Source organism: Burkholderia pyrrocinia, from assembly GCF_003330765.1.
GTDB lineage: Bacteria > Pseudomonadota > Gammaproteobacteria > Burkholderiales > Burkholderiaceae > Burkholderia > Burkholderia pyrrocinia_B.
Genome location: NZ_CP024903.1, coordinates 1,502,319 through 1,524,753, shown reverse-complemented (window position 1 = coordinate 1,524,753; position 22,435 = coordinate 1,502,319). Strand labels below are relative to the sequence as shown.

Annotated in this window: 17 protein-coding genes; 12 read left to right on the top strand and 5 right to left on the bottom strand. The window is 66.5% G+C overall.

All coding sequences use genetic code 11. The annotated features are described in order from the left end of the window. Positions 1-74 precede the first annotated feature (74 nt). The 4 genes from CUJ89_RS24430 to CUJ89_RS24415 form a co-directional block, all read right to left on the bottom strand. Complete coding sequence (locus CUJ89_RS24430) at positions 75-1,415, bottom strand: type II toxin-antitoxin system HipA family toxin (protein WP_114179964.1); 1,341 nt, start codon at positions 1,413-1,415, stop codon at positions 75-77. Positions 1,416-1,417: 2 nt separating this feature from the next. Then, the gene (locus CUJ89_RS24425) at positions 1,418-1,873 is read right to left on the bottom strand and encodes a helix-turn-helix domain-containing protein (protein WP_114179963.1); all 456 of its coding nucleotides are present in this window, start codon (positions 1,871-1,873) and stop codon (positions 1,418-1,420) included. A 183-nt stretch (positions 1,874-2,056) separates the two neighbouring features. After that, positions 2,057-3,181, bottom strand: coding sequence for a bifunctional 3,4-dihydroxy-2-butanone-4-phosphate synthase/GTP cyclohydrolase II (gene ribBA, locus CUJ89_RS24420; protein WP_114179962.1), 1,125 nt, complete (start codon positions 3,179-3,181; stop codon positions 2,057-2,059). Further along, the gene (locus CUJ89_RS24415) at positions 3,178-4,116 is read right to left on the bottom strand and encodes an alpha/beta hydrolase (RefSeq protein WP_114179961.1); all 939 of its coding nucleotides are present in this window, start codon (positions 4,114-4,116) and stop codon (positions 3,178-3,180) included. The genes ribBA and CUJ89_RS24415 overlap by 4 nt, the downstream gene beginning before the upstream one ends. A gap of 281 nt (positions 4,117-4,397) precedes the next feature. On the opposite strand from CUJ89_RS24415, the gene CUJ89_RS24410 reads away from it, so the two are divergent. The 12 genes from CUJ89_RS24410 (at position 4,398) to CUJ89_RS24355 (ending at position 21,051) form a co-directional block, all read left to right on the top strand. Beyond that, positions 4,398-5,588: a helix-turn-helix transcriptional regulator gene (locus CUJ89_RS24410; RefSeq protein ID WP_114181538.1), complete on the top strand. Its 1,191-nt coding sequence runs from the start codon at positions 4,398-4,400 to the stop codon at positions 5,586-5,588. 263 nt (positions 5,589-5,851) lie between these two features. Beyond that, positions 5,852-9,307: an adenylate/guanylate cyclase domain-containing protein gene (locus CUJ89_RS24405; protein WP_114179960.1), complete on the top strand. Its 3,456-nt coding sequence runs from the start codon at positions 5,852-5,854 to the stop codon at positions 9,305-9,307. Between the two features lie 92 nt (positions 9,308-9,399). After that, the gene (locus CUJ89_RS24400; RefSeq protein WP_114179959.1) at positions 9,400-10,449 is read left to right on the top strand and encodes a patatin-like phospholipase family protein; all 1,050 of its coding nucleotides are present in this window, start codon (positions 9,400-9,402) and stop codon (positions 10,447-10,449) included. Between the two features lie 138 nt (positions 10,450-10,587). Next, complete coding sequence (locus tag CUJ89_RS24395) at positions 10,588-11,127, top strand: hypothetical protein (RefSeq protein ID WP_201752408.1); 540 nt, start codon at positions 10,588-10,590, stop codon at positions 11,125-11,127. A 475-nt stretch (positions 11,128-11,602) separates the two neighbouring features. Next, on the top strand, positions 11,603-12,622 hold the full coding sequence (locus CUJ89_RS24390; RefSeq protein WP_114179957.1) for a DNA-binding protein: 1,020 nt from the start codon (positions 11,603-11,605) through the stop codon (positions 12,620-12,622). Positions 12,623-13,007: 385 nt separating this feature from the next. Next, complete coding sequence (locus CUJ89_RS24385; RefSeq protein ID WP_114179956.1) at positions 13,008-13,628, top strand: TetR/AcrR family transcriptional regulator; 621 nt, start codon at positions 13,008-13,010, stop codon at positions 13,626-13,628. Positions 13,629-13,862: 234 nt separating this feature from the next. Further along, the gene (locus CUJ89_RS24380) at positions 13,863-14,921 is read left to right on the top strand and encodes an NADP-dependent oxidoreductase (protein WP_114179955.1); all 1,059 of its coding nucleotides are present in this window, start codon (positions 13,863-13,865) and stop codon (positions 14,919-14,921) included. Between the two features lie 93 nt (positions 14,922-15,014). Continuing rightward, positions 15,015-15,314, top strand: coding sequence for a putative quinol monooxygenase (locus CUJ89_RS24375; protein WP_114179954.1), 300 nt, complete (start codon positions 15,015-15,017; stop codon positions 15,312-15,314). 136 nt (positions 15,315-15,450) lie between these two features. Continuing rightward, positions 15,451-15,906 (top strand): (2Fe-2S)-binding protein, encoded by a 456-nt coding sequence (locus CUJ89_RS24370; protein WP_114179953.1) that lies wholly within the window; start codon positions 15,451-15,453, stop codon positions 15,904-15,906. Between the two features lies 1 nt (position 15,907). Continuing rightward, complete coding sequence (locus CUJ89_RS24365; RefSeq protein WP_114179952.1) at positions 15,908-18,127, top strand: xanthine dehydrogenase family protein molybdopterin-binding subunit; 2,220 nt, start codon at positions 15,908-15,910, stop codon at positions 18,125-18,127. 14 nt (positions 18,128-18,141) lie between these two features. Next, positions 18,142-19,452 (top strand): c-type cytochrome, encoded by a 1,311-nt coding sequence (locus CUJ89_RS24360; RefSeq protein ID WP_114179951.1) that lies wholly within the window; start codon positions 18,142-18,144, stop codon positions 19,450-19,452. A 153-nt stretch (positions 19,453-19,605) separates the two neighbouring features. Beyond that, positions 19,606-21,051, top strand: coding sequence for an NAD-dependent succinate-semialdehyde dehydrogenase (locus CUJ89_RS24355; protein WP_114179950.1), 1,446 nt, complete (start codon positions 19,606-19,608; stop codon positions 21,049-21,051). 147 nt (positions 21,052-21,198) lie between these two features. Here the strand turns inward: CUJ89_RS24355 and CUJ89_RS24350 are convergent, their stop codons facing one another. Then, positions 21,199-22,428, bottom strand: coding sequence for a phosphotransferase family protein (locus CUJ89_RS24350; protein WP_114179949.1), 1,230 nt, complete (start codon positions 22,426-22,428; stop codon positions 21,199-21,201). Positions 22,429-22,435: the final 7 nt, after the last annotated feature.

Here is a 22,435-nt window from a genome sequence, read left to right as displayed (position 1 = left end):
TTCAACGCATTGAAGCGCCACACCTGATTCTCAAGCCCGATCCGGCCCAAGCCCCGCCACAACCCGCCGAGCCATCACGCAGGATCACCCGCCCCGAGCTTGCGGCTCTGGCGCCGCATGCCGTCGAAGATCGCGTCCGCAACGTCCGCCGGAAAATCCGCCGGGATCTGCGCTGCGACTTCGGCAATCGCGGGTTCCGTGTGCGCGGCGACAGCCGCCATCGCGGCGCGCACGTCGTCTTCGGTCAGGCCGACGCGCCGGCCCTGCGCGATCCAGTGGCGCGGCTGGATCTCGCCGATCACGTAGTGCCGGTTCTTCCCGCACACGGCCATCGCGAGCCGCGCACGGCGCGGCGGAAGCTGGTTGCGGCGCGTGCCGATGATCGGATGCGCGGACAGTACGTCGTACAGCGGCGTGCTGCGGTACGTGTTGCCGGGCAGGTGCGCGATGCTGAAGTTCTTCGCATGGCCGTCGATCGCCGCCAGCACCCAGAACACGAGCTGCGCGACGAAGAAATTCATCCGGTCGTGCGCGGCATCGGCCGAATTCGCGAGGATGCCCATGATCGTCTCGATGCCGGGGCCGCCGTCGGATTCGTATTTCGCGCCCGACGGCGTGCCGGTCGCCTGGCACATGTCCTCCTGCGGCAGCCGCAGGATCCACGAGCCGTCGCGGGAAAGACGCCGGTCGAAGCGCTCGACGATCAGCGCCTTCTGGTCGTCGAACCGGCCGATCTCGCACGGCGCGACCGGCAAGCCGTACGCAGCGACGAGCTTCGAGCACAGCCATTCGTTTTCGACGGACGTCCGCATGTCGGCCTGCATGTTCCCGACGCGCCCGAGCGGCAGCTTGAAGATGTGCGTCGTCGGCGTGCTGCCCGACGGCCGCAACCAGCGGTTCCGTTGACGCAGCAATGCGGTCTTTTCCTGCGCGCCGGCGATCGACAGGCGCAGGTCGCCGTCCGGCTCCGCGCGGCCGGGCAGCGGCGTGGCAGTGGCGTGGCGCAGCACGTCGGCGACGGCTGCGTCGTCGAGCGTCACGCCGTCGATCGCCTCGAGGTCGACGGGCATCTCGCCGGGCGGCAGCATCTGGATCGCGCCGACGCAATCGCGGCCGATCGACGCGAGCAGTTCGAACGGCGCCGTCGACCCGAGCCGGTAACGCTGCGCGATGCGGCGGCGGATCGGCTCGCTGTCCGGCAGCAGGTTGTCGAAGTAGTCGGCGACGATCGCGCCCTGGTGCGGCTGGTTGCCGGGCGTGAAGGGCAGCGACAGCGACAGCGGCCGCCCCTGGGGATCGTCGAGCCAGCCCGGCAGGTAGACGAGGCGCTCGACGCCGCGCCGGACTTCCCAGTAGCCGACCGGAATGCCGTTCATCCACAGGTCGAGCCGGTCGTGGCGGGCACGCGCGGCCATCGTCACCAGTCCTCCCGTTTCGAGACCCGCGGCTTGCCCGGTGTCGCCGCCGCCGGCCGCTTCCGCGCGGCGCCGGTCGTGGTGCCGGTTCGGGCTTTTGCGGCTTTTGCGGCGGTTACGCCGCGCGCCGATTCCGGCTTGCGTTTGCTCGCGGCCGGCTTGCGAGCCGCCGTCCCGGCATCGGCATCGGCATCGGCATCGGCATCGGCATCGGGCTCGGCGAATTCCGCCGGTTCATCGTGCGCACCCGGGTCGAGCGTCATACGCACGCCGAGCGTGTTCAGCACCTTGAAGAGCCGTTCGATGCTGACCGCCGACGGGTTGGCTTCGAGCTGCGCGTAGGATTGCTGCGTGACGCCCAGGCGGGCGGCCAATTGCGCCTGCGTGAGCCCCGCGGATTTCCGGAAGCCGACGAGTATCGGGCGCAACTGGGTCAAGGTCTGGACAGGAAAGGCCATCGGGCGCTCCGCGGGATGACAGGCGATCGTTTGTAATCGGGAAATACAGTCTATGGCATGTATCGTCAAAATACAAATCCTGGACTGTATTTAACAAAAACAAACGATAGCCTGTTACGCGACAAACCGACCAATCATCCCGCCTGCCGGCGTCGCGTACGGCGTCCGCGCATCAACCCCGCATCACGCCACCCGAAGCGGGTTCGCGTGCGCGCCCCGCGCGCTTTCCGGATCGTCGTCCCCGAGCGGAATGAACGCCATGATCTCCAGGTCGTGCCCCGACAGCGCCGGCAGCCGGAACGGACTCGACAGCACGTTCAGCCGCCGCACGCCGATATCGCGCAGGATCTGCGACCCGATTCCCGTCACGCGTCCGTCGCGACGCGCATTGCCGGCCGGCATCCGCATCGCGTCGCCGCGCATGTCGCAGTCGAGCAGCACCGCGACCCCGCAGCCGGCCGCATCGATCCGCTGCAGCGCGGCGTGCAGCGGCCACGAATGCGCGGACGGCTCCGCGTCGAGCAGGTCGAGCAGCGAATGGCATTCGTGCACGCGCGTCAGCACGGGCGCCGCCGCATCGGGTTCGCCGCGCACGAGCGCGAGATGCGGCGCGCCATGCACGGTGTCGCGATACTCGATCGCACGGAACCGTCCCCACGGCGTATGCAGCGGCCGCTCGCCGACGCGTTCGACGAGCGATTCGTGCTCGCGGCGGTAGTGGATCAGGTCGGCTATCGTGCCGATCTTCAGCCCGTGATGCGCGGCGAACGCCTTCAACTCCGGCAACCGCGCCATCGTGCCGTCGTCGTTCATCACCTCGCAGATCACCGACGCGGGCGTGAGCCCGGCGAGCGCCGCGAAATCGCAGCCGGCCTCGGTGTGCCCCGCGCGCACGAGCACGCCGCCCGGGCGCGCGGCGATCGGGAACACGTGGCCGGGCTGCACGAGATCGTCGGGGCGGGCGCCCGCGCGAACCGCCGCACGGATCGTATGCGCGCGATCGGCCGCCGAAATGCCGGTCGTCACGCCTTCGGCCGCCTCGATGCTGACGGTGAACGCGGTGCCGAACGGCGTACCGTTGTGATCGGCCATCGGCGGCAGCCGCAGTTGCTCGCAGCGCTCGGCGGTCAGCGTCAGGCAGATCAGCCCGCGCCCGAAGCGCGCCATGAAATTGATCGCATCGGGCGTCACATGATCGGCCGCGATCACGAGATCGCCTTCGTTCTCGCGATCCTCTTCGTCGACGAGCAGGACCATCCGGCCCGCACGAAGCTCGTCGACGATCTCCAGCGTGCCGGCGAGCGTCATTGCGCCTCCGTCGCGTCGAATGCGCGGCGCAGCGCGTCGGCGCCGAACGTCAGCACGCGGTCGGCCGCATCGACGGCGCCGAGCATGCTCGCGAAACCGTGCAACTGGCCGGGCCAGCGCACGAGCGTCACCGGCGTGCCGGCCTGCGCGAGACGCAGCGCATACGCTTCGGCCTCGTCGCGCAGCGGATCGAATTCGGCGCTGACGATCGTCGCCGGCGCTGCGCCCGCGACGTCCGGTGCGGCGAGCGGGCTCGCGAGCGGCGACGCGCGATCGGCGCCGTCGTCGAAATAATGGCCCTTGAACCAGCGCATCGCGTCCGCCGTCAGGAAATAACCGTCGCCGAGCGATTCATACGACGGATGCTCGGTCGCGCAATCGACGACCGGATACAGCAGCAACTGATGCGCGATGCCGATGCCCGCGCCGCGCAACTGCAGTGCGGCGACCGCCGCGAGATTGCCGCCGGCGCTGTCGCCGGCCACGGCCACCGCGCCGGCGCGCGCGCCGAGATCGCGTGCGCTGGCGGCGGCCCAGCGCACGGCGTCGCACGCGTCGTGCGCGGCCGCCGGAAAGCGCGCCTCGGGCGCGAGCCGGTAGTCGACCGACAGCACGAGCGTGCGCGCACGTTTCGCGAGGCTGCGGCACAGGTTCGCGTGCGAATCGATGCCGCACGACACGAAGCCGCCGCCGTGGAAGAACACGGTCAGCGGCAACGGCCCGTCGGCATCGGGCCGATACAGCCGGGCGGACAACTGACGGCCCGATGCGGGGATCTGCCAGTCCTCTTCGGCGGCGACGGCATCGCCGGGCGCGAAGGCGCCACCCCAGGCGAGACTCGCGCGGTAGGCGGGAACGGTGAGCTGAGCGAAATCGATCGCGGGTGCCTGGGCGAACGCGGCAAGCAGCGCCTGCGCCTGAGGGTCGAGCGGCATGGAAACTCCTGTCTGAATCGGATGCGGTCTGAATCAGGTAAACCCGTGTCGCGGTTTTCCCTGAGTCCGCGCCGGACGCTTGCCGGCACGGCCTGACGGGCATTCCAGCGCAGCGGGCTGGGCGCCACATCATCCGATTGGACGATGGTTCGCACGCACGGATGGCCAATTCTCACTATTCAGTGAATCTCCCGATGACGCCGGAATTTAGACGCGTCTTAATCATGGCGGCGCGACTGCGTCGCGCCGGAAACATGTCGTATGGAGGATGGAGCGTGCTGATGGAGACGAGATGGGCTCCGCAAGAGAGCCAGGCAACAAGTGACGAGGCCGACATCGGCGTCGCGGATTTCAGCGAGCTGATGGCGCGCATCTACCAGGGGCCGCTGGAAACGCCGCCGTGGGCGGGTGCGCTCGAACTGGTCCGTCGCTGGCTGCAGGCGAACTACGTGACGCTGATCCTGCGCGCGGCCGCGAGCGACCGCCGCGCGCCGCTGTCCGTGCACGCATCGGAATTCGGCCCGGTCGTCCCGGGCGAGGGCGAGGCTTCGTACAACAACTACTACTATTCGCTCGACCCGTTCGTCGGCCTGCCGGCCGATCGCGTGGTCACGGTCGACGAGGTGTTCGGCGATACGGGCTGGCTGTCGAGCGAGCTGTACAAGCAGTTCCTGAAGCCGCAGGACGTGCGCTATATCCTCGGCGCCGACCTGCGCACGTCGTCGGGCGTCGAGTGCCGGTTCCGCGTGTGCCGCAACCATGCGTCCAAGCAGTTCTCTGCGCGCGACAAGGCGATCTGCGCGCTGCTGCTGCCGCACCTGAAGCGCGCGGTCGAACTGCATTCGCGGCTCGACACGGCCGAGGTCGAACGCTCGATCTACGCGAACGCGATCAACCGGATGCAGATCGGCACGATCACGCTCGACGAGAACGGCACGATCATCGACCTGAACAGCGTCGCCGACGAGATCCTCAAGCAGAACAACGGTCTGACGATTGCGCGCGGCACGATCGAGGCGACCGACGCACAGGAGAACCGCACGCTGAAGCGGCTGATCCGCCACGCGGTGATGGGACACCACGGCACGGCTGCGGCGACCGTCGAGGCGATGCCGATCACGCGCAGCTTCGACAAGCCGCGGCTCGGGCTGCTGGTGCGCACGGTGCTGCTGTCCGACTGGTCGGAGGACAACAAGCGGCGGCCGGCCGTCACGCTGTTCCTGCGCGACCCCGACCGCAAACCGCAGGGCGCACAGGAAATCATCCGCAAGCTGTTCGACCTGACGCCTGCCGAGACGTCGCTCGCGCTGCTGCTGACGAACGGGCTGACGCTCGAGGAAGCGGCGGAGGAATCGGGGATCAGCAAGAACACGGCGCGCACGCACCTGCGTGCGATCTTCTCGAAGACGGGCGTCACGCGCCAGGCGACGCTCGTGCGGATCCTGCTCGGGAGTGTGGTGCCGCTCGGGTAAGCTGCCGCATTCGTCTGGCGATACATCGACAGCGCAGCCGCTCGCCTCGAGCAGCCCGTCTCATCCAGTGCGACAGCGCAGCCGTCTGGTTGCACCATTTTGTAACCGCCTGGACGACGAGCCGCTGATTGCTGTTGGTGGGGCGTTACAAATTTGTGCAACCAGACGCTAATCGGCATGCGTAATCAGGCTCGCCGGCCTGAATGCCCGCAGATAGTGGCGCATAATCATTGGGAGTTGACCCTTGGCAGGAAGAGGGTTTTATGCGCTGCACAAAATGCGGGTCCGAGAATCCTACTGGTGCGAGCTTCTGCCAGGAATGTCAGGCCGCGCTGTCCCACACTTGTCCGCATTGTGGGCATGAGGTAGAGCCGGCGGCCCGCTTCTGCAGCAATTGCGGGACGTCGCTGGTTACACCTGCGTCTGCGCCGCCACTGTTTCGACCATCGGGCCAGGAGCCGCCGCCAACCCCCATTCATTACACGCCGGATCATCTTGCCGAACGGATCCGTGCCGAACACGCGGCCATGGAAGCGCGCGGCGAGCCCGCTGGCGAGCGCAAGACCGTTACCGCGCTGTTTGCCGACATGGCCGGGTCGACCGCTTTGATCCACGATCTCGATCCCGAAGTGGCGCATCGCTTGATCGGGCCCGTGGTCGAGCTAATGATGGAAGCTGTCCACTACTATGAAGGTTACGTAGCAAAATCGCTCGGCGATGGCATCCTCGCGCTGTTCGGCGCACCGATCGCCCACGAAGACCATGCACAGCGAGCGCTCTTCGCTGCATTGCGAATGCAGCAAGCGATGCGGCAGCATGGCGACCGCATCCGCCTGCAGGAAGGCATTCCCCTGCAAATTCGCGTTGGGGTTCATACCGGCGAGGTCGTCGTCCGTTCTATCCGAACCGACGACTTGCACACCGATTATGATCCGCTCGGGCATACGATCCATATCGCGTCGCGAATCGAGGGAATCGCCACGCCCACGTCAATTCTCGTCAGTGAGTCCACCCACAAGCTGGCCGAAGGCTATTTCGAATTCAATGCGCTGGGGGCCACGCAACTCAAGGGTATTCCCGCGCCGCTGTGCGTATACGAGGTGCTTGGCTTGGGCGCGTTACGCACGCGCCTGCAACTGGCGGCGCAGCGTGGTCTCGCGCGGTTCGTTGGCCGTGAAACGGAAATGGAACACCTGAACCGGGCACTGGAGACCATGAGGGCCGGGCGTGGGCGCGTGGTCGGCGTTGTGGGGGAGGCCGGCGTCGGAAAATCTCGCCTTTTCCACGAGTTCAAAGAGCGTTCCCGACGTGGCGCGCTGGTGCTGGAGACGTTTTCGGTATCGCACGGCAAGGCGTTTCCTAATTTGCCGCTCATCGAACTCCTGAAGAACTATTTCCAGATCACAACGCAGGACGACGAGCGGCGCTGCCGGGAAAAGGTCATCGGCAAGGCGCTCACGCTCGAGCGCAGTTTCGAGGACCTCGTGCCATACGTCCTTTATCTGCTTGGAATTGGTGAAGGCGGGTCGGTACTCGTCGAGATGGATCCGCAGATCCGGCGCGACCGTACCTTCGACGCGATCAGGCAGCTTCTCGCGCGAGAGAGCCAAAATCAGCCGATCCATTTGCTGTTCGAGGATCTGCAATGGCTGGACCGTGAAACAGAAGCCTTCCTCACCTACTTGATCGACCACGTGCCGGACTCACGAATACTGTTGTTGGTGAACTATCGGCCCGAGTATCAGCCCGCGTGGGCCGGTGCGGTTCATTGCAGCAAAATCCGACTCGAACCGCTTGGCCCATCCGATGCTCAAGGACTGCTCGCGGCGCTGCTCGGCGAGGATCGCACGCTCGTGCCGCTAAAGCAGCTCATTCTCGACAAGACGGAGGGCAACCCGTTTTTCATGGAGGAAGTGGTCCAGACGCTTGTGGAAGAGAAGTCGCTGCTCGGCGATGCCGGGCGTTATCGCATCGTGGAGACCCCGGCGACGCTGCACATTCCTACCACCGTGCAGGGCGTGCTGGCCGCTCGAATCGACCGGCTTCCCATCGAGGAAAAGGAACTGCTACAGGCGCTCGCGGTGATAGGCCACGAGTTTCCGTTCAGCCTGATCCGGCGAATTTGCGGTGAGGAATCGGCGCGGGACGATGAACTGCGTCGCCTGCTCGCCCATCTGGAAGCTGCGGAGTTCATTTACGAGCGGCCCGCTTTTCCCGAGGTCAATTATTCATTCAAACACGCGCTGACTCAGGAAGTGGCTGGGCGCTCGTTGCTCACGGAGCGGCGCACCACGCTGCACGAGCGCGCCGCGCAGGCGATCGAGGTGCTGTTTCCAACGCGTATAGCCGATTACTGCAGCGAACTTGCGCACCACTATAGTCAGAGCGGAAACATTCCCAAGGCTGTCGAATACCTGCATCGTACCGCTCAGCAGGCGTTACGCCATGCGGCCCATCACGATGCCATGGACCACCTCGGCACGGCGCTTGCGCTACTGAAGCGCTTGCCGGACACACCTATGCATGCGCATTGGGAGCTGACACTGCTGCTTTCCCTTGGGCCGGTCTTGATGGACGTGCGTGGGTATGGCGCGACGGAGGTGGGCGCGATCTATACGCGCGCGCTCGAGCTGTGCGAGCGGACGGGTGAGGTATCGCAACGCTTTGCGACGCAGTTGGGATTGCGGATACACCACCTGGTGCGCGGCGAGTATGCCATCGCGACCGATCTGGGCAACCAGATGCTCGGTACCGCCCGGGATGCGAATGATCCGGGCTTGCTCATTGAGGCACATAGTGCACTGGGCGCGTGCTTTTTTCTGCAAGGCGATTTCGGCGCTGCTCGCGCACACCTGGAACAAGCCATTGCGATCTACGATCCGGAGCAACATCAGGCACACGTATTCGCACACGGCGTGGATCCTGGCATTCGGGCGCTCAATTTCCTTGTGTTGACTTTGTGGTATCAGGGATATCCGGACCAAGCGCTCAAACGCAGCGTTGAGGCACTCGCGCTCGCACAGGCTCTTTCTTATGGGCCATCTCTGGCGTTCAGTCTTACCTACTCAGCCAACTTGCACCAACTGCGGAGGGAGCCGATGCTCGCCGGTGAGCGCGCAGAAGCGGTCATTACCGTATCGACCGAGCACGGATTGCCGTACTGGCTCGCGTGGGGGACGCTTCTGCGAGGCTGGGCGATGAGCGCGCAAGGAAACATCCAGGACGGCATCGCGCAGATGCGGCTGGGCCTCGACGCGCAGCGGGCAGCTGGCGGCGAAGACCAGCGGCCTTATTCTCTCGCGTTGCTCGCCGACAGTTACTGGCGTGCGGGTGACAAGCGGGCAGCACTAGACATGCTGGAAGAGGCTATGGCGATCGTCGAGAAATCCGGTGAGCATTGCTACGAGGCCGAGCTGTACCGGCTCACGGGAATCTACCTGGCTAGCGGGGCGAGCAAGGAAGGCACTGCATCTGAATGCGATGACGAAGCGGTAGGCTGTTTTCACCGAGCGATCGCGCGAGCGCGTCGGCAGGGTGCCAGAGCGCTGGAATTGCGAGCAGCGTCAGACCTCGCTCGGCTATTGCAACGGCAGGGGAAGACCGTGGAGGCAAAGCAAGCGCTGTCCGAGGTGTACACCTGCTTCACGGAAGGCTTCGCTACGAGCGACCTGCGAGAGGCGAAAGCGCTGCTGGATGCATTGGACGCGCGCACAGGATGAATGGGCCTGCGGCGCACGACGACGTAGCGTGTGACGACGTGTCGTCCACTACCTGCCGCTGCTCCGCATAACGGAGAGCTTGGGAGACGAGCATGACAATCACGCACACAAGACGCCGCGACGATGTACCGCGCAAACAGATCGCGCTGGCTTTGCAGGGGGGCGGGATGCACGGCGCCTTCACTTGGGGCGTGCTTGACCGACTGCTCGAAGACGGCAGGCTCTCAATCGAGGGTGTCAGTGCAACCAGCGCCGGCGCGATGAACGCCGCTGTACTCGCATACGGGCTGCTAAAGGGAGGCGAAGACGGTGCGCGTCAGGCACTGCATGACTTCTGGCAGGCGGTCTCGCAATCGGCGGAGCGCTACAACCCACTGCGCTGGGTGCCGTGGCTGAAAGGCACGCACAGCTTCGGGCTCGATCATTCGCCGCTTTATGCATTCGCCGATATGATGCTGCGCGTTTTTTCGCCCTATCAGTTCAATCCGAACAACCTGAATCCGCTGCGCGAAGTGCTCCAAAGCCGGGTTGACTTCGACGTGCTGCGCAAGCACTGTCCGATCCGATTGTACCTATGCGCAACCAATGTCGAGACAGGGAAAATACGCCTCTTCACGGGAGAGGATGTCTGTGCAGACGCGGTACTTGCATCAGCATGCGTGCCGACACTGTTCCAGGCGGTCACGATCGATGGCCAGTACTACTGGGATGGCGGCTACATGGGTAATCCGGCCATCTATCCTCTTATCTACAATTGCGTGACGCGCGACGTCGTGATCGTGCACATCAATCCGCTTATGCGCCGCGGTGTACCCATCACGGCTGCGGAAATTCTCAATCGTATCAACGAGATCAGTTTCAACTCGTCGCTGATGCGCGAGATGCGAGCAATCGCGTTCGTCACTGACCTGATCAAGCAAGGCACGATCAACCGCGACGAGATGAAGGAAATGCTGATCCATTCCATTCGTGCCGACGACGCTCTGTGCGCGTTGAGTGTATCGAGCAAATACAACGCGGATTGGGGATTTCTGAGCGAGCTGCGTGACTATGGGCGACGCGAAGCGGATGCGTGGCTCGCGCATCACTACGGAAACATCGGACAGCGGTCGAGTATCGACATTCGCAGGGAATTTCTCTGAGCGCATCGCGGTAATGCCGGCATCGGGCGATCATGTGTAGACGCCCCGGGCCAAGGAGCGAACGTGAACCTGACGCAGGCGCGGTTTGTCGCGTTGTGGTCGTGCAGCGGCGGGACACATGCTGAGGATGTCTATGGCATGCTGGAGCGATGCTATACAGAACCGGCGCGCCATTACCATACGCTCGCGCATGTACGCCGATGTTTGCGTCATCTCGACCTGGCGCGTGGCTCAATTCCCGAACCGGACGCCGTCGAACTCGCGCTCTGGTTCCATGACGTGATTTTCGTTCCTGGCGCGAAGAATAACGAGCAGAGTAGCGCGGACTGGTTCCGACGCCGGGCAGGGGGGCGAATCCGCGCGTGCGACCATATCTGCGCGATGATTCTCGCGACAACCCACTTGGGCATTGCTGCAGAACTGGATACCCGCTTCGTGTGCGACATCGACCTGGCCGTGCTTGGCGCGTCCCTCCGCCGATTTCGCGAAGACGGCCGCCTCCTCCGGGCAGAGCGCCCCGATCTTGACGACCGGGCTTACGACCTCCATGAACGGACCATTCTTCGCGGGCTACTCGTACGTCCGCGCATCTATCTGACAGATTTCTTCTACACGCGCTGCGAGACGCGAGCGCGCAGAAATTTGAGCTGGCGGCTGGGCTTGCCGATTCCGGAATAACGACGACAAGCTGCTGCGCTGACGAGACAATTTCTCTGCTGGCTCCGGGCCACCGGTGGCGCCAGTACGCAGGCTGTACGGAAATGCTGCGCCCGCAGCGATCCCGCGACCATCGCCCCCCGCCGTTCCGGCGGCGCGGCTACAAATTTGCGAAAGCCGCTGCAGCCAATTCAATTCTCCAGTAGCCGAGGGCAGCCATTTTCAGGCCGTAAGTCCCCGACCCAGTCCACGTCACGTCTACGAGCATCGCGCGAAATGGCCGAGCCCTAGCGGGCAGGGCCTGGATCATGTCGTCCAGTCCAGCCGGAGGGGAGGTGGTTGCAAAATTACGCAAACGGGCGGATACGATTTGCCACGCATCCCGACAATCGATCAACTCGACATTATAGAAATAATGTCAAATCTATCAGTCCCAATGATTGGATATTTAACGGTTTACGTTATATTATTTACGAAATCACCGACGAAACCCGCCATGTCCGATCTCGCTGCCGACGAACCTCGCCTGACCGCCGAAATCGAGCGTCTCAAGGCCGACTTCCCGAAAACCCGCGAGCTGTACCGCGAAGCCTGCGCGCTGCTGTTCTTCCGCTTCGGCATCACGCCCACCGCGAACCGCCTGTACCAGCTCGTTCGCAAGGGCAGCATGAGCACGCCGACGGCCGTCCTCGGCGAGTTCTGGGCCGAGCTGCGGGAAAAGAGTCGCGTACGCATCGAGCATCCCGACCTGCCGGCCGATCTGCAGGCGGCAGCCGGCGAGCTGGTCGCGGCGTTGTGGAATCGGTCGAGCGCCGATGCGGCCGCCGCGCTCGACGCACTGCGCGCGGAAGTCGAAGCCGAGCGGGTGGCTGCAAAAGCGGAAGTCGCGACGCTGCAGGCCGAACTGGCCCGCACCGAAACCGCGCTGGAGCAACGCACGGCCGCGCTGCTGGTCGCTCAGGTACGCATTCAGGAACTGGAGCAGGCGAGGGCGGCGGACGACGCAGCGCGGCAAGCGCTGCAATCGGAGATCGAACGCCTGAAGGCCGACAACGCGGAAGGCGACCGCGCACTCGCCCAGGCGCGCGCGGATTTCACCACCCAGCTCGACCGGCTGCGCAACGACGCGGGCCGGGCCAAGGAACGCTTGCGCGCATCGGAGAAGCGCGCGCTTCAGGAGATCGATCGCGAGCGGCTCGCGGCCGCGCGGCTGCAAAAGGAGCTCGACGCGACGGCATCGCGCACGGAACAACGCGATGCGCAGCACCGGAAGGACGTGGCCGCGCTGCAGGCGCAACTCGGCGACGCACTGCATCGATGCGGGGTGCTTCAGGGGCAACTCGACGGCGCACAGGCGACCGATGCGGCGCGCGGCAAGGAGCTCGACGCGCTGAGGCGCGAGATGACGGTGCTCGCGCGCCGGGCGCCATTGCGCGGCACCAAGACGACTCCGGCCGCGCAGCGGGGCGAGCGGCGGGCGCGCACGAGAAAGCGCGCCGACGAAGCGTCACGCTGACGATGAAACCGCAAGCACGCGTCAGTCGATGGCGACGCAGGCAAGCAGCAAAGCAGGCGAGATGCCACGCACCCGAGCGCCAGCCTTTCCACCCGCCCGTTCAACTCAGCACATACCGCGACGGCAGCGGCGGCGCGTCCGCCGGAATCGCATCCTGACGATCGCCGGCGCATGCACCGCGCGTATTTATGCGGGAGATCGATGAAACGCCCGCGACGAAACCGGGTCGCTCGTGTGACGCCGCGCACGCGGCAACCCAGGAGCGCACGCGACAGAACGCCGGCCAAGCATTTGGGGGCCCCGCCGGGATCGGGTAAAGTGCCGCTCAACATGCCGGCTCGACGTTACTAGACGACCGGTCTAATCGTTGCTACCATACGCCATCATGAATGCATCGTCCGGCGCCGAAGTCCGCCAGCACATCCTGAATATCGCGAAGCCGATCATGCTCCACAAGGGGTTTTCGGCGGTCGGTCTGAACGAGATTCTCGCCGCGGCGGGCATCCCGAAGGGCTCGTTCTACCATTACTTCGGCTCGAAAGAGGCATTCGGCGAAGCGCTGCTCGAATCGTATTTCGAAGGCTATCTCGCGCATCTCGACAACCTGTTCAAGCATCAGGCCGGCACGGGCGCCGAGCGCCTGATGACGTACTGGGGCAACTGGCTGCACACGCAGTGTGCGGACGATCCGGAAGGCAAGTGCCTCGCGGTGAAGCTCGGCGCGGAAGTGTCGGACCTGTCGGAAGCGATGCGCGCGGTGCTGCGACGCGGCACGAGCCAGATCATCGAGCGGCTCGCGGGCGGCATCGAGGCCGGGCTGGCCGACGGCTCGCTGAGTGCGGTCGACGATCCGCCGCACACGGCCGCGATCCTTTACGAGCTGTGGCTAGGCGCGACGCTGCTGGAAAAGATTCACCGCAACCGCCAACCGCTCGAAAGGGCGATGGTCGAAACGCGGCGCATGCTGAACCTGCCGCCGGCCGCGCATGACGGAGCGCAGTCGTAAGCCGGGCGCGCATGGGCGCGCCTTGTTTTTGCCCTGACTCTAGACGACTGGTCTACTTATATACGCATGACGAACGCCTTGCTCCGCGTTACGCTGTTCCGATTGTCCCAACCGCACGCTTGCGATCGCGACGGCCTGACCGCCGGCGCCATCGCAAGCGCGCGCCTTCTGCTGGTCCACCCCTGATCCGATCGTGCCCACGAAGCACGTTTATCCCTGTTGACGGAGGCTCACATGCCGCAAAGCAAGACCGCAAACCGCCAGATCATCCTGAATTCGCGCCCGGTCGGCGCGCCGACGCCGAACGACTTCCGCTCCGAGTCCAGTGACGTGCCGACGCCCGGCGCCGGCCAGGTGTTGCTGCGCACGGTCTGGTTGTCGCTCGACCCGTACATGCGCGGCCGGATGAGCGATGCGCCGTCCTATGCCCCGCCGGTCGCACTCGGCGGCGTGATGGTCGGCGGCACGGTCAGCCGCGTCGTGTCGTCGAACCTGCCCGCGTTCCGTGAAGGCGACCTGGTCGTCGCGGGCGCCGGCTGGCAGGACTATGCGCTGTCCGATGGACGCGACCTGATTCCGCTCGGCCGCGACTTCGCGCATCCGTCATACGCGCTCGGCGTGCTCGGCATGCCGGGCTTCACCGCCTATACGGGGCTGCTGAAGATCGGCGAGCCGAAGGCCGGCGAAACCGTAGTTGTCGCGGCGGCGAGCGGTGCGGTCGGCGCGGTTGTCGGGCAGATCGCGAAGCTGAAGGGCTGCCGCGTGATCGGCGTCGCGGGCGGCGCCGACAAGTGCGCGTACGTGACCGACACGCTCGGCTTCGACGCGTGCGTCGACCACCGCGATCCGGCGTTTGCCGCGAAGCTGAAGGACGCGTGCCCGAACGGCATCGACGTCTATTTCGAGAACGTCGGCGGCGCCGTGTTCGACGCGGTGTGGCCGCTGCTCAACGATCATGCGCGCGTGCCCGTGTGCGGGATCATCGCGCATTACAACGACGCGGCGTACGACGATACCGCGGTGTCGACCGGCCGCGACCGCGTGCCGGCGCTGATGGGCACGATCCTGCGCAAGCGCATCCGGATGCAGGGTTTCATCATCATGGATCACTATGCAACCGGCTATGCGCCGTTCTTCAAGGAGATGAGCGAATGGGTCGCGCAGGGCAAGGTGAAGACGCTCGAGGATGTCGTCCCCGACCTGGCCGACGCGCCTGACGCGCTGATCGGCCTGCTCGCCGGCAAGAACTTCGGCAAGGTCGTCGTGCGCGTGGGTCCGGACGAACTGGCCTGATGCCACGACACTGCAGCACACGACGATTGCACGCTGGCGTCGCGCGACGCCGGCTTGTGGCATGCTCGGTTCCGTTTCGACAGGAGTGACAACATGGCGCTTTACGTGATGGCCTCGGTATTCCCGAAACCCGAACACGCGCAGGCCGTCGAGGCCGAATTGCGCAGCATGGTTGCGGCGGCGCGCATCGAACCCGGCAACCGCCGCTACGACCTGTTTCGCGAACAGGACGGCTCGCCCGGCCTGTACCTGTTCGAGATCTACGACGACCAGGCCGCGTTCGACGCGCATCTCGCCAGCCCGCACTTCACCGCATTCCGCATCAAGTCCGCCGACTGGTTTTCGGCGCCGCCCGTCATCAAGGTGCTGTCGGGCATCGACGCGGCCGAATAACCCCTGACGGACCACCGCCGCGGCTCGCCCCCACCCGGGCCGCGCGGCACCCGTTGCGCATCGCGCGACGGCGATGACCACACCGCGCGGCGCGCCATTCGCGCCGCTTCCCCAATACACCGGCCCTGGAGTCTGAATGGTCACCCTCAACATCAACGGCGAAACCCGCACGGTCGACGCCCCCGACGACATGCCCTTGCTCTGGGTGCTGCGCGACGTCGTCGGCCTCACCGGCACGAAGTTCGGCTGCGGGATCGCGCAATGCGGCGCATGTACCGTGCATCTCGACGGGGTCGCCGCGCGTTCGTGCGTGATGCCGGTCGCGGCCGTCGCGGGCCGCAAGATCACGACGATCGAGGCTGTCGGCGCGACGCCGGCCGGCCACAAGGTCCAGCAGGCGTGGCGCGAGCTCGACGTCGTCCAGTGCGGCTACTGCCAGTCGGGGCAGGTGATGGCGGCCACCGCGCTGATCGCGTCGAACCCGAACCCGAGCGACGCCGACATCGACGCGGCCATGGCCGGCAACATCTGCCGCTGCGGCACGTACCACCGGATTCGCGCGGCGGTCAAGCAAGCCGCGAAGGAGGCTTGACATGTCGCGAGGACTGATCGAAGCCGGCCGGGCCGGCACCGGCGTATCGCGCCGTTCGTTCCTGCGATTCGGCGTGTCGCTCGGCGCGGCGGCGGGCGGCGGCTTGCTGCTCGGCTTCAGCCTGCCGGCCGCGGGCGACGACGCACGCCGCTCGGTGATCGGCGGCGATGGCGATGAAACCGCGCGCGCCGGCGTGTTCGCGCCGAACGCGTTCGTGCAGATCGACCGCGCCGGCAAGGTCACGCTGGTGATGCCGAAGGTCGAGATGGGGCAGGGTGTCTATACGGCGCTGCCGATGCTGATCGCCGAGGAACTCGAAGTGCCGCTGTCGAGCGTGACGCTCGATCACGCGCCGCCGAACGAGAAGCTGTTCCTCGATCCGCTGCTCGGCGGCCAGCTCACGGGCGGCTCGACGTCGGTGCGCTACGCGTGGGAACCGCTGCGCCGCGCGGGCGCGACCGCGCGCACGCTGCTGGTCGCGGCGGCCGCGAAGCAATGGAACGTCGATCCGGCAACCTGCCGCGCCGTGAACGGCGAAGTGCAGCACCCGCCGAGCGGCCGGCGCGCGTCGTACGGCCAGCTCGCCGACACCGCGGCGAAGCTGCCGGTGCCGAAGGATGTCGCGCTGAAGAAGCCGGAGGATTTCAAGCTGATCGGCACGCCCGCGAAGCGGCTCGATTCGCCGGAGAAGGTCGACGGCACCGCGCAGTTCGGGCTCGACGTGCGCCTGCCCGGCATGCTGTACGCGGTGATCGTGAACAGTCCCGTGTTCGGCGGCACGGTCGCGAGCGTCGACGATACCGCCGCGAAGAAGATCCCCGGCGTGCGCCAGGTCGTGCGCGTCGACAACGCGGTCGCGGTGGTCGGCGATCACACGTGGGCCGCGAAGCGCGGCGCATCGGCGCTCGTCGTGAAGTGGAACGAAGGCGCGGACGCGAAGGTGTCGATGAAGGACATCGTCGCCGATCTCGCGCAAGCCGCGGCGAACGGCAAGGGCGCGGTCGCGCGCAAGGACGGCGACGTCGGCAAGGCGTTCGCGAACGCGAAGACGCGCGTCGACGCCGTCTACGAGCAGCCGTTCCTCGCTCACGCGACGATGGAGCCCGTGAACTGCACGGTGCACGTGCGCGGCGACGGCTGCGAGATCTGGGTCGGCACGCAGGTGCCGACGCGGGCGCGCGATACCGCGCAGCAGCTCACGGGCCTGTCGCCCGACCGGATCGTCGTGCACAACCACCTGCTCGGCGGCGGCTTCGGCCGGCGGCTCGAAACGGACATGATCGGCCAGGCGGTGAAGGTCGGCAAACAGGTCAATGCGCCCGTGAAGGTCATCTGGACGCGCGAGGAAGACATCCAGCACGACATGTACCGGCCGTACTACTACGACAAGATCTCGGCCGGCCTCGACGCGAACGGCAAGCCGGTCGCGTGGCAGCACCGGATCGTCGGCTCGTCGATCATCGCGCGCTTCGCGCCGCCCGCATTCAAGGACGGGGTCGATCCCGACGCGGTCGAGGTCGCGGCCGAGCTGCCGTACGACCTGCCGAATCAGCTCGTCGACTACGTGCGCCAGGAGCCGCGCCACGTGCCGACCGCATTCTGGCGCGGCGTCGGGCCGACCCGCGGCACATTCGTCGTCGAAAGCTTCATCGACGAACTGGCGGCGCAAACCAAGACCGACCCCGTGCAGTACCGCCGCGCGCTGCTCGACAAGACGCCGCGCGCGCGCAACGTGCTCGACGTCGCGACGAAGGCGGCCGGCTGGGGGCCGTCGCTGCCGAAGGGGCAAGGGCGCGGCGTATCGGTGATGCACGCGTTCGGCAGCTTCTTCTCGATCGTCATCGACGTCGCGGTGGACGACGGCGAGGTGCAGGTCAAGCGCGTCGTGTGTGCGGTCGACTGCGGGATGTATGTCAACCCGAACACGATCGAGGCGCAGGTGCAGGGCGGCATCATCTTCGGGATCACGGGTGCGCTGTACGGCGAGATCACGATCGAGGACGGCCGCGTCGTGCAGAGCAACTTCACCGACTACCGGATGATGCGGATCAACGAGACGCCGCCGATCGAGGTCCATCTGGTGAAGAGCGGCGAAGCGCCGGGCGGGATCGGCGAACCGGGCACGGCCGCGACCGCGGCGGCGCTGTCGAACGCGATTTTCGCGGCAACCGGCAAGCGGCTGCGCAAGCTGCCGGTCGGCAATCAACTCAAGACAGCCTGAGGGGAGGCACAATCATGCGAAACCTCACCTTGAATCACGCCGCGAACGCACTCGGTGCATCGCTCGTCGCACTGTCCGCGCTGCTGGCCGGCTCGGCCGCGCACGCCGCGCAGACGGCGCCGGCCGACAGCGCGCTGGTCGCGCGCGGCGCGTATCTCGCGAAAGCCGGCGACTGCGTCGCGTGCCACACCGCGCCGCGCGGCACGCCGTTCGCGGGCGGCCTGAAGATGGTCACGCCGATGGGCGCGATCTACACGACCAACATCACGCCCGACCCGGACACGGGCATCGGCGGCTATACGGAGGCCGAGTTCGCCGGCGCGCTGCGCGCGGGCGTCGCGAAGGACGGCCATCACCTGTATCCGGCCATGCCGTATCCGTCGTACGCGAAGCTGAAGGACGACGACGTGAAGGCGCTGTACGCGTACTTCATGCACGGCGTCGAACCGGTGAAGCAGGCGAACCGTCCGTCCGACATCCCGTGGCCGCTCAACATGCGCTGGCCGCTCGCGCTGTGGAATGCGGTGTTCCTCGACACGACGCCTTATGCGGACAAGTCGGCCCGGGACGCGATGTGGAACCGCGGCGCGTATCTCGTGCAGGGCCTCGGGCACTGCGGGTCGTGCCACACGCCGCGCGGCGTCGGCTTCCAGGAGAAGGCACTCGACGAAGGCGGCACGGCGTTCCTGTCGGGCGCCGCGATCGACGGCTGGTTCGCGTCGAACCTGACCGGCGAGCACAACACGGGGCTTGGCCGCTGGAACGAGGCCGACGTCGCGCAGTTCCTGAAGACCGGCGCGAATCAGCACGCGACCGCGTTCGGCTCGATGGTGAGCGTGATCAACCACAGCACGCAGGCGCTGAACGACGACGATCTGGCGGCGATTTCCCGTTATCTGAAATCGCTGCCGGCCGCGGGCGGCACGGGCGGGCCGCCATACAGCCAGGATCCGAAGGCGACGCTGGCGGTGCTGGGCCGGCCGGCAGCCGATCCGGGCGCGAAGGTGTATAACGCTTACTGCCTGCATTGCCACGGCGCGGACGGGCGCGGCTACGCGCCGCTGCTCGCGCCGCTCGCCGGCAATCCAAACGTGCTCGAGGCCGATGCATCGTCGCTGATCAACGTGACGCTGAACGGCAGCGACACGCTCGTGATCGATGGCGTGCCGTCCGCGTATCCGATGCCGGCGTTCTCGAACCAGTTGAACGACCGGCAGATCGCCGACGTGCTGACGTTCATGCGCGCCGGCTGGAACAATGGCGCGCCGGCCGTGCAGGCGGCGGACGTCGCGAAACTCCGCAAGGCGACGGCGGCCGCGCGCTGAGCGCGGCGCGATGCGGAACGACGGCGGGCCGGCGTGGCCGCTGTCGGCACCGCCGGGTGCGCGATGCCCCCGGCGGCCTGGCTCTTTCTGTCAACCGGCGCGTGGCCGTTCGCGGCAGCGCGCGTTTTATCGACGCAATGTAGGGGTGTCTGGATGGCTAACGTGACTTATACGGATACGCAACTGCTGATCGACGGCGAGTGGGTCGACGCCGCGAGCGGCAAGACGATCGACGTCGTGAACCCGGCGACCGGCAAGGCAATCGGCAAGGTGGCCCATGCGGGCATCGCCGATCTCGACCGCGCGCTCGCCGCCGCGCAACGCGGCTTCGAAGCATGGCGCAAGGTGCCCGCGCACGAGCGCGCGGCGACGATGCGCAAGGCGGCCGCGCTGGTGCGCGAACGCGCCGACGCGATCGCGCAGTTGATGACGCAGGAGCAGGGCAAGCCGCTCACCGAAGCGCGCGGCGAAGTGCTGTCGGCGGCCGATATCATCGAATGGTTCGCGGACGAAGGCCGGCGCGTGTATGGCCGGATCGTGCCGCCGCGCAACCTCGGCGCGCAGCAGACGGTCGTGAAGGAGCCGGTCGGCCCCGTTGCGGCGTTCACGCCGTGGAATTTCCCGGTCAACCAGGTGGTGCGCAAGCTGAGCGCCGCGCTCGCGACCGGCTGCTCGTTCCTCGTGAAGGCGCCGGAGGAAACCCCGGCATCGCCGGCCGCGCTGTTGCGCGCGTTCGTCGACGCGGGCGTGCCGGCCGGCGTGATCGGCCTCGTGTACGGCGATCCGGCCGAGATCTCGTCGTACCTGATCCCGCATCCGGTGATCCGCAAGGTCACGTTCACGGGTTCGACGCCGGTCGGCAAGCAGCTCGCCGCGCTGGCGGGCCAGCATATGAAGCGCGCGACGATGGAACTGGGCGGGCACGCGCCGGTGATCGTCGCCGAGGACGCCGACGTCGCGCTCGCGGTGAAGGCCGCCGGCGGCGCGAAGTTCCGCAACGCGGGGCAGGTCTGCATTTCGCCGACGCGCTTCCTCGTGCACAACAGCATCCGCGACGAATTCACGCGCGCGCTGGTCAAGCATGCCGAAGGGCTGAAGATCGGCAACGGTCTCGAGGAAGGCACGACGCTCGGCGCGCTCGCCAATCCGCGCCGGCTGACCGCGATGGCGTCGGTGGTCGACAACGCGCGCAAGGTGGGCGCGAGCATCGAGACGGGCGGCGAGCGGGTCGGCTCGGAAGGCAACTTCTTCGCACCGACCGTGATCGCGAACGTGCCGCTCGAAGCGGATGTGTTCAACAACGAGCCGTTCGGCCCGGTCGCGGCGATTCGCGGCTTCGACAAGCTGGAAGACGCAATCGCGGAAGCGAACCGTCTGCCGTTCGGTCTGGCCGGCTACGCGTTCACGCGTTCGTTCGCGAACGTGCACCTGCTCACGCAGCGCCTCGAAGTCGGGATGCTTTGGATCAACCAGCCGGCGACACCGTGGCCGGAAATGCCGTTCGGCGGCGTGAAGGACTCGGGCTACGGGTCGGAAGGCGGGCCGGAAGCGCTCGAGCCGTACCTCGTCACGAAGTCGGTGACGGTGATGGCCGTCTGACGATCGGCCGTGCGCGTGCGCGCCGCCTTGGCGCGGCGCGCGCGAACTGCGCGGGCCGGGTGTCGCGCCCGGCCTGCGCAGTTCTTTCTCATTCTTCACATCACCATGCCGCGACGATTCACGGCATCGGCGAAGACGATCCCGCGTTCAATCCTCCGTCGTGACCCGTCTCGCGGTCTGGCCCAGCCAGTCGGCCGGATCGCCATGATGGTAAATCTGCTCCGACGGTTCGATATTGTCGATGAATCGCTGGTAGATCACCGCTCGCCTGGCCATGGCAACCGGTGCAAGGAGGGCGGCGGCGCGCGCCGGGTCGCAGCCGGGCACCTTCGCCAGCCATTCGCGATGCCAGTGGTTCTTGATCGCCGCCGCGTATTCCCGCGGAACGGCGTCGAGAAACGCGGACTGGTCGAGCAACGGGTGGCCGATGCCGCTGTCGCCCCAATCCAGCAGCGTGAGCTCCGATCGCGTTCCGCGAAAATTGCCGGGATGGCAGTCGCCATGCACCAGCGTATTCGGCAATCCGCACGCGTCGATTTCGGCGAACCGCGCCGCCAGGCCGCTCAAGAAATGCCGTAGCGACGCACGTTCGTCGCGAGACAGTTCTTCGCCGGTTCGTTCGACGACGTCGGCGATGTCGGCAGCCAAACCCGCGCCGCTCCAGTCGGGCAAGCGCATCGTGCGCAATTCGTCGACGCGGTCGATCCACGCAGCCTGCAGGTCGACCAGCAGCGTCACCATGCCGAGCAGTTGCGGCAGCGCTGCGTCGAACTGGTCGTCGCCCGGGATCTCCGCGAGCAGGATGCGCCCGCATTCGTCATGACCCAGCAGGGTCGGCACACGCCGGCCGGCCAGCGCCGTGATGACGCGGCCCTCATGACCCAGGAACGGCGGCACCACTTTCAGCCAGGCCGATTGCGTCCCGATCGGGATGCGCCAGACGCTGGAGAGATTCCAGGTTCGAACCTGCACAGGTTTGGCGCTGGCCGACAAGCCCTGACCGGCCAGCACGCGCGCCGCCCAGCCGAGATCCGCCGCGGGGCCGCCCGGTCGCGCATAGCTTTGGCGCAGTGAATGGGGTTCGATGTTCCCGGGCCAGCATTCGGCCGGAACGGGTTCCGTAATCTCGGCCAGATAGGTGACTTCGCCGCCGGGCGCCCGGTCGCGCACCGTTTCCAGCAGGCGCAGGATCGTCACGTCGACGCGATGGCGTTCGCGCGCGGCGCGCACGACCGACTCCACTTCCTGCCACCACGGGATGGCGACAGGCATCGGCGGCAGGCAACCGACCACCGCGCCATCCGGCGTCACCAGCACCAGCCGCGCGACGCGCGGCGGCAATGCCGTTGGATCGAAGGTCCCCGTCATCGTGCTCATTTCGCTC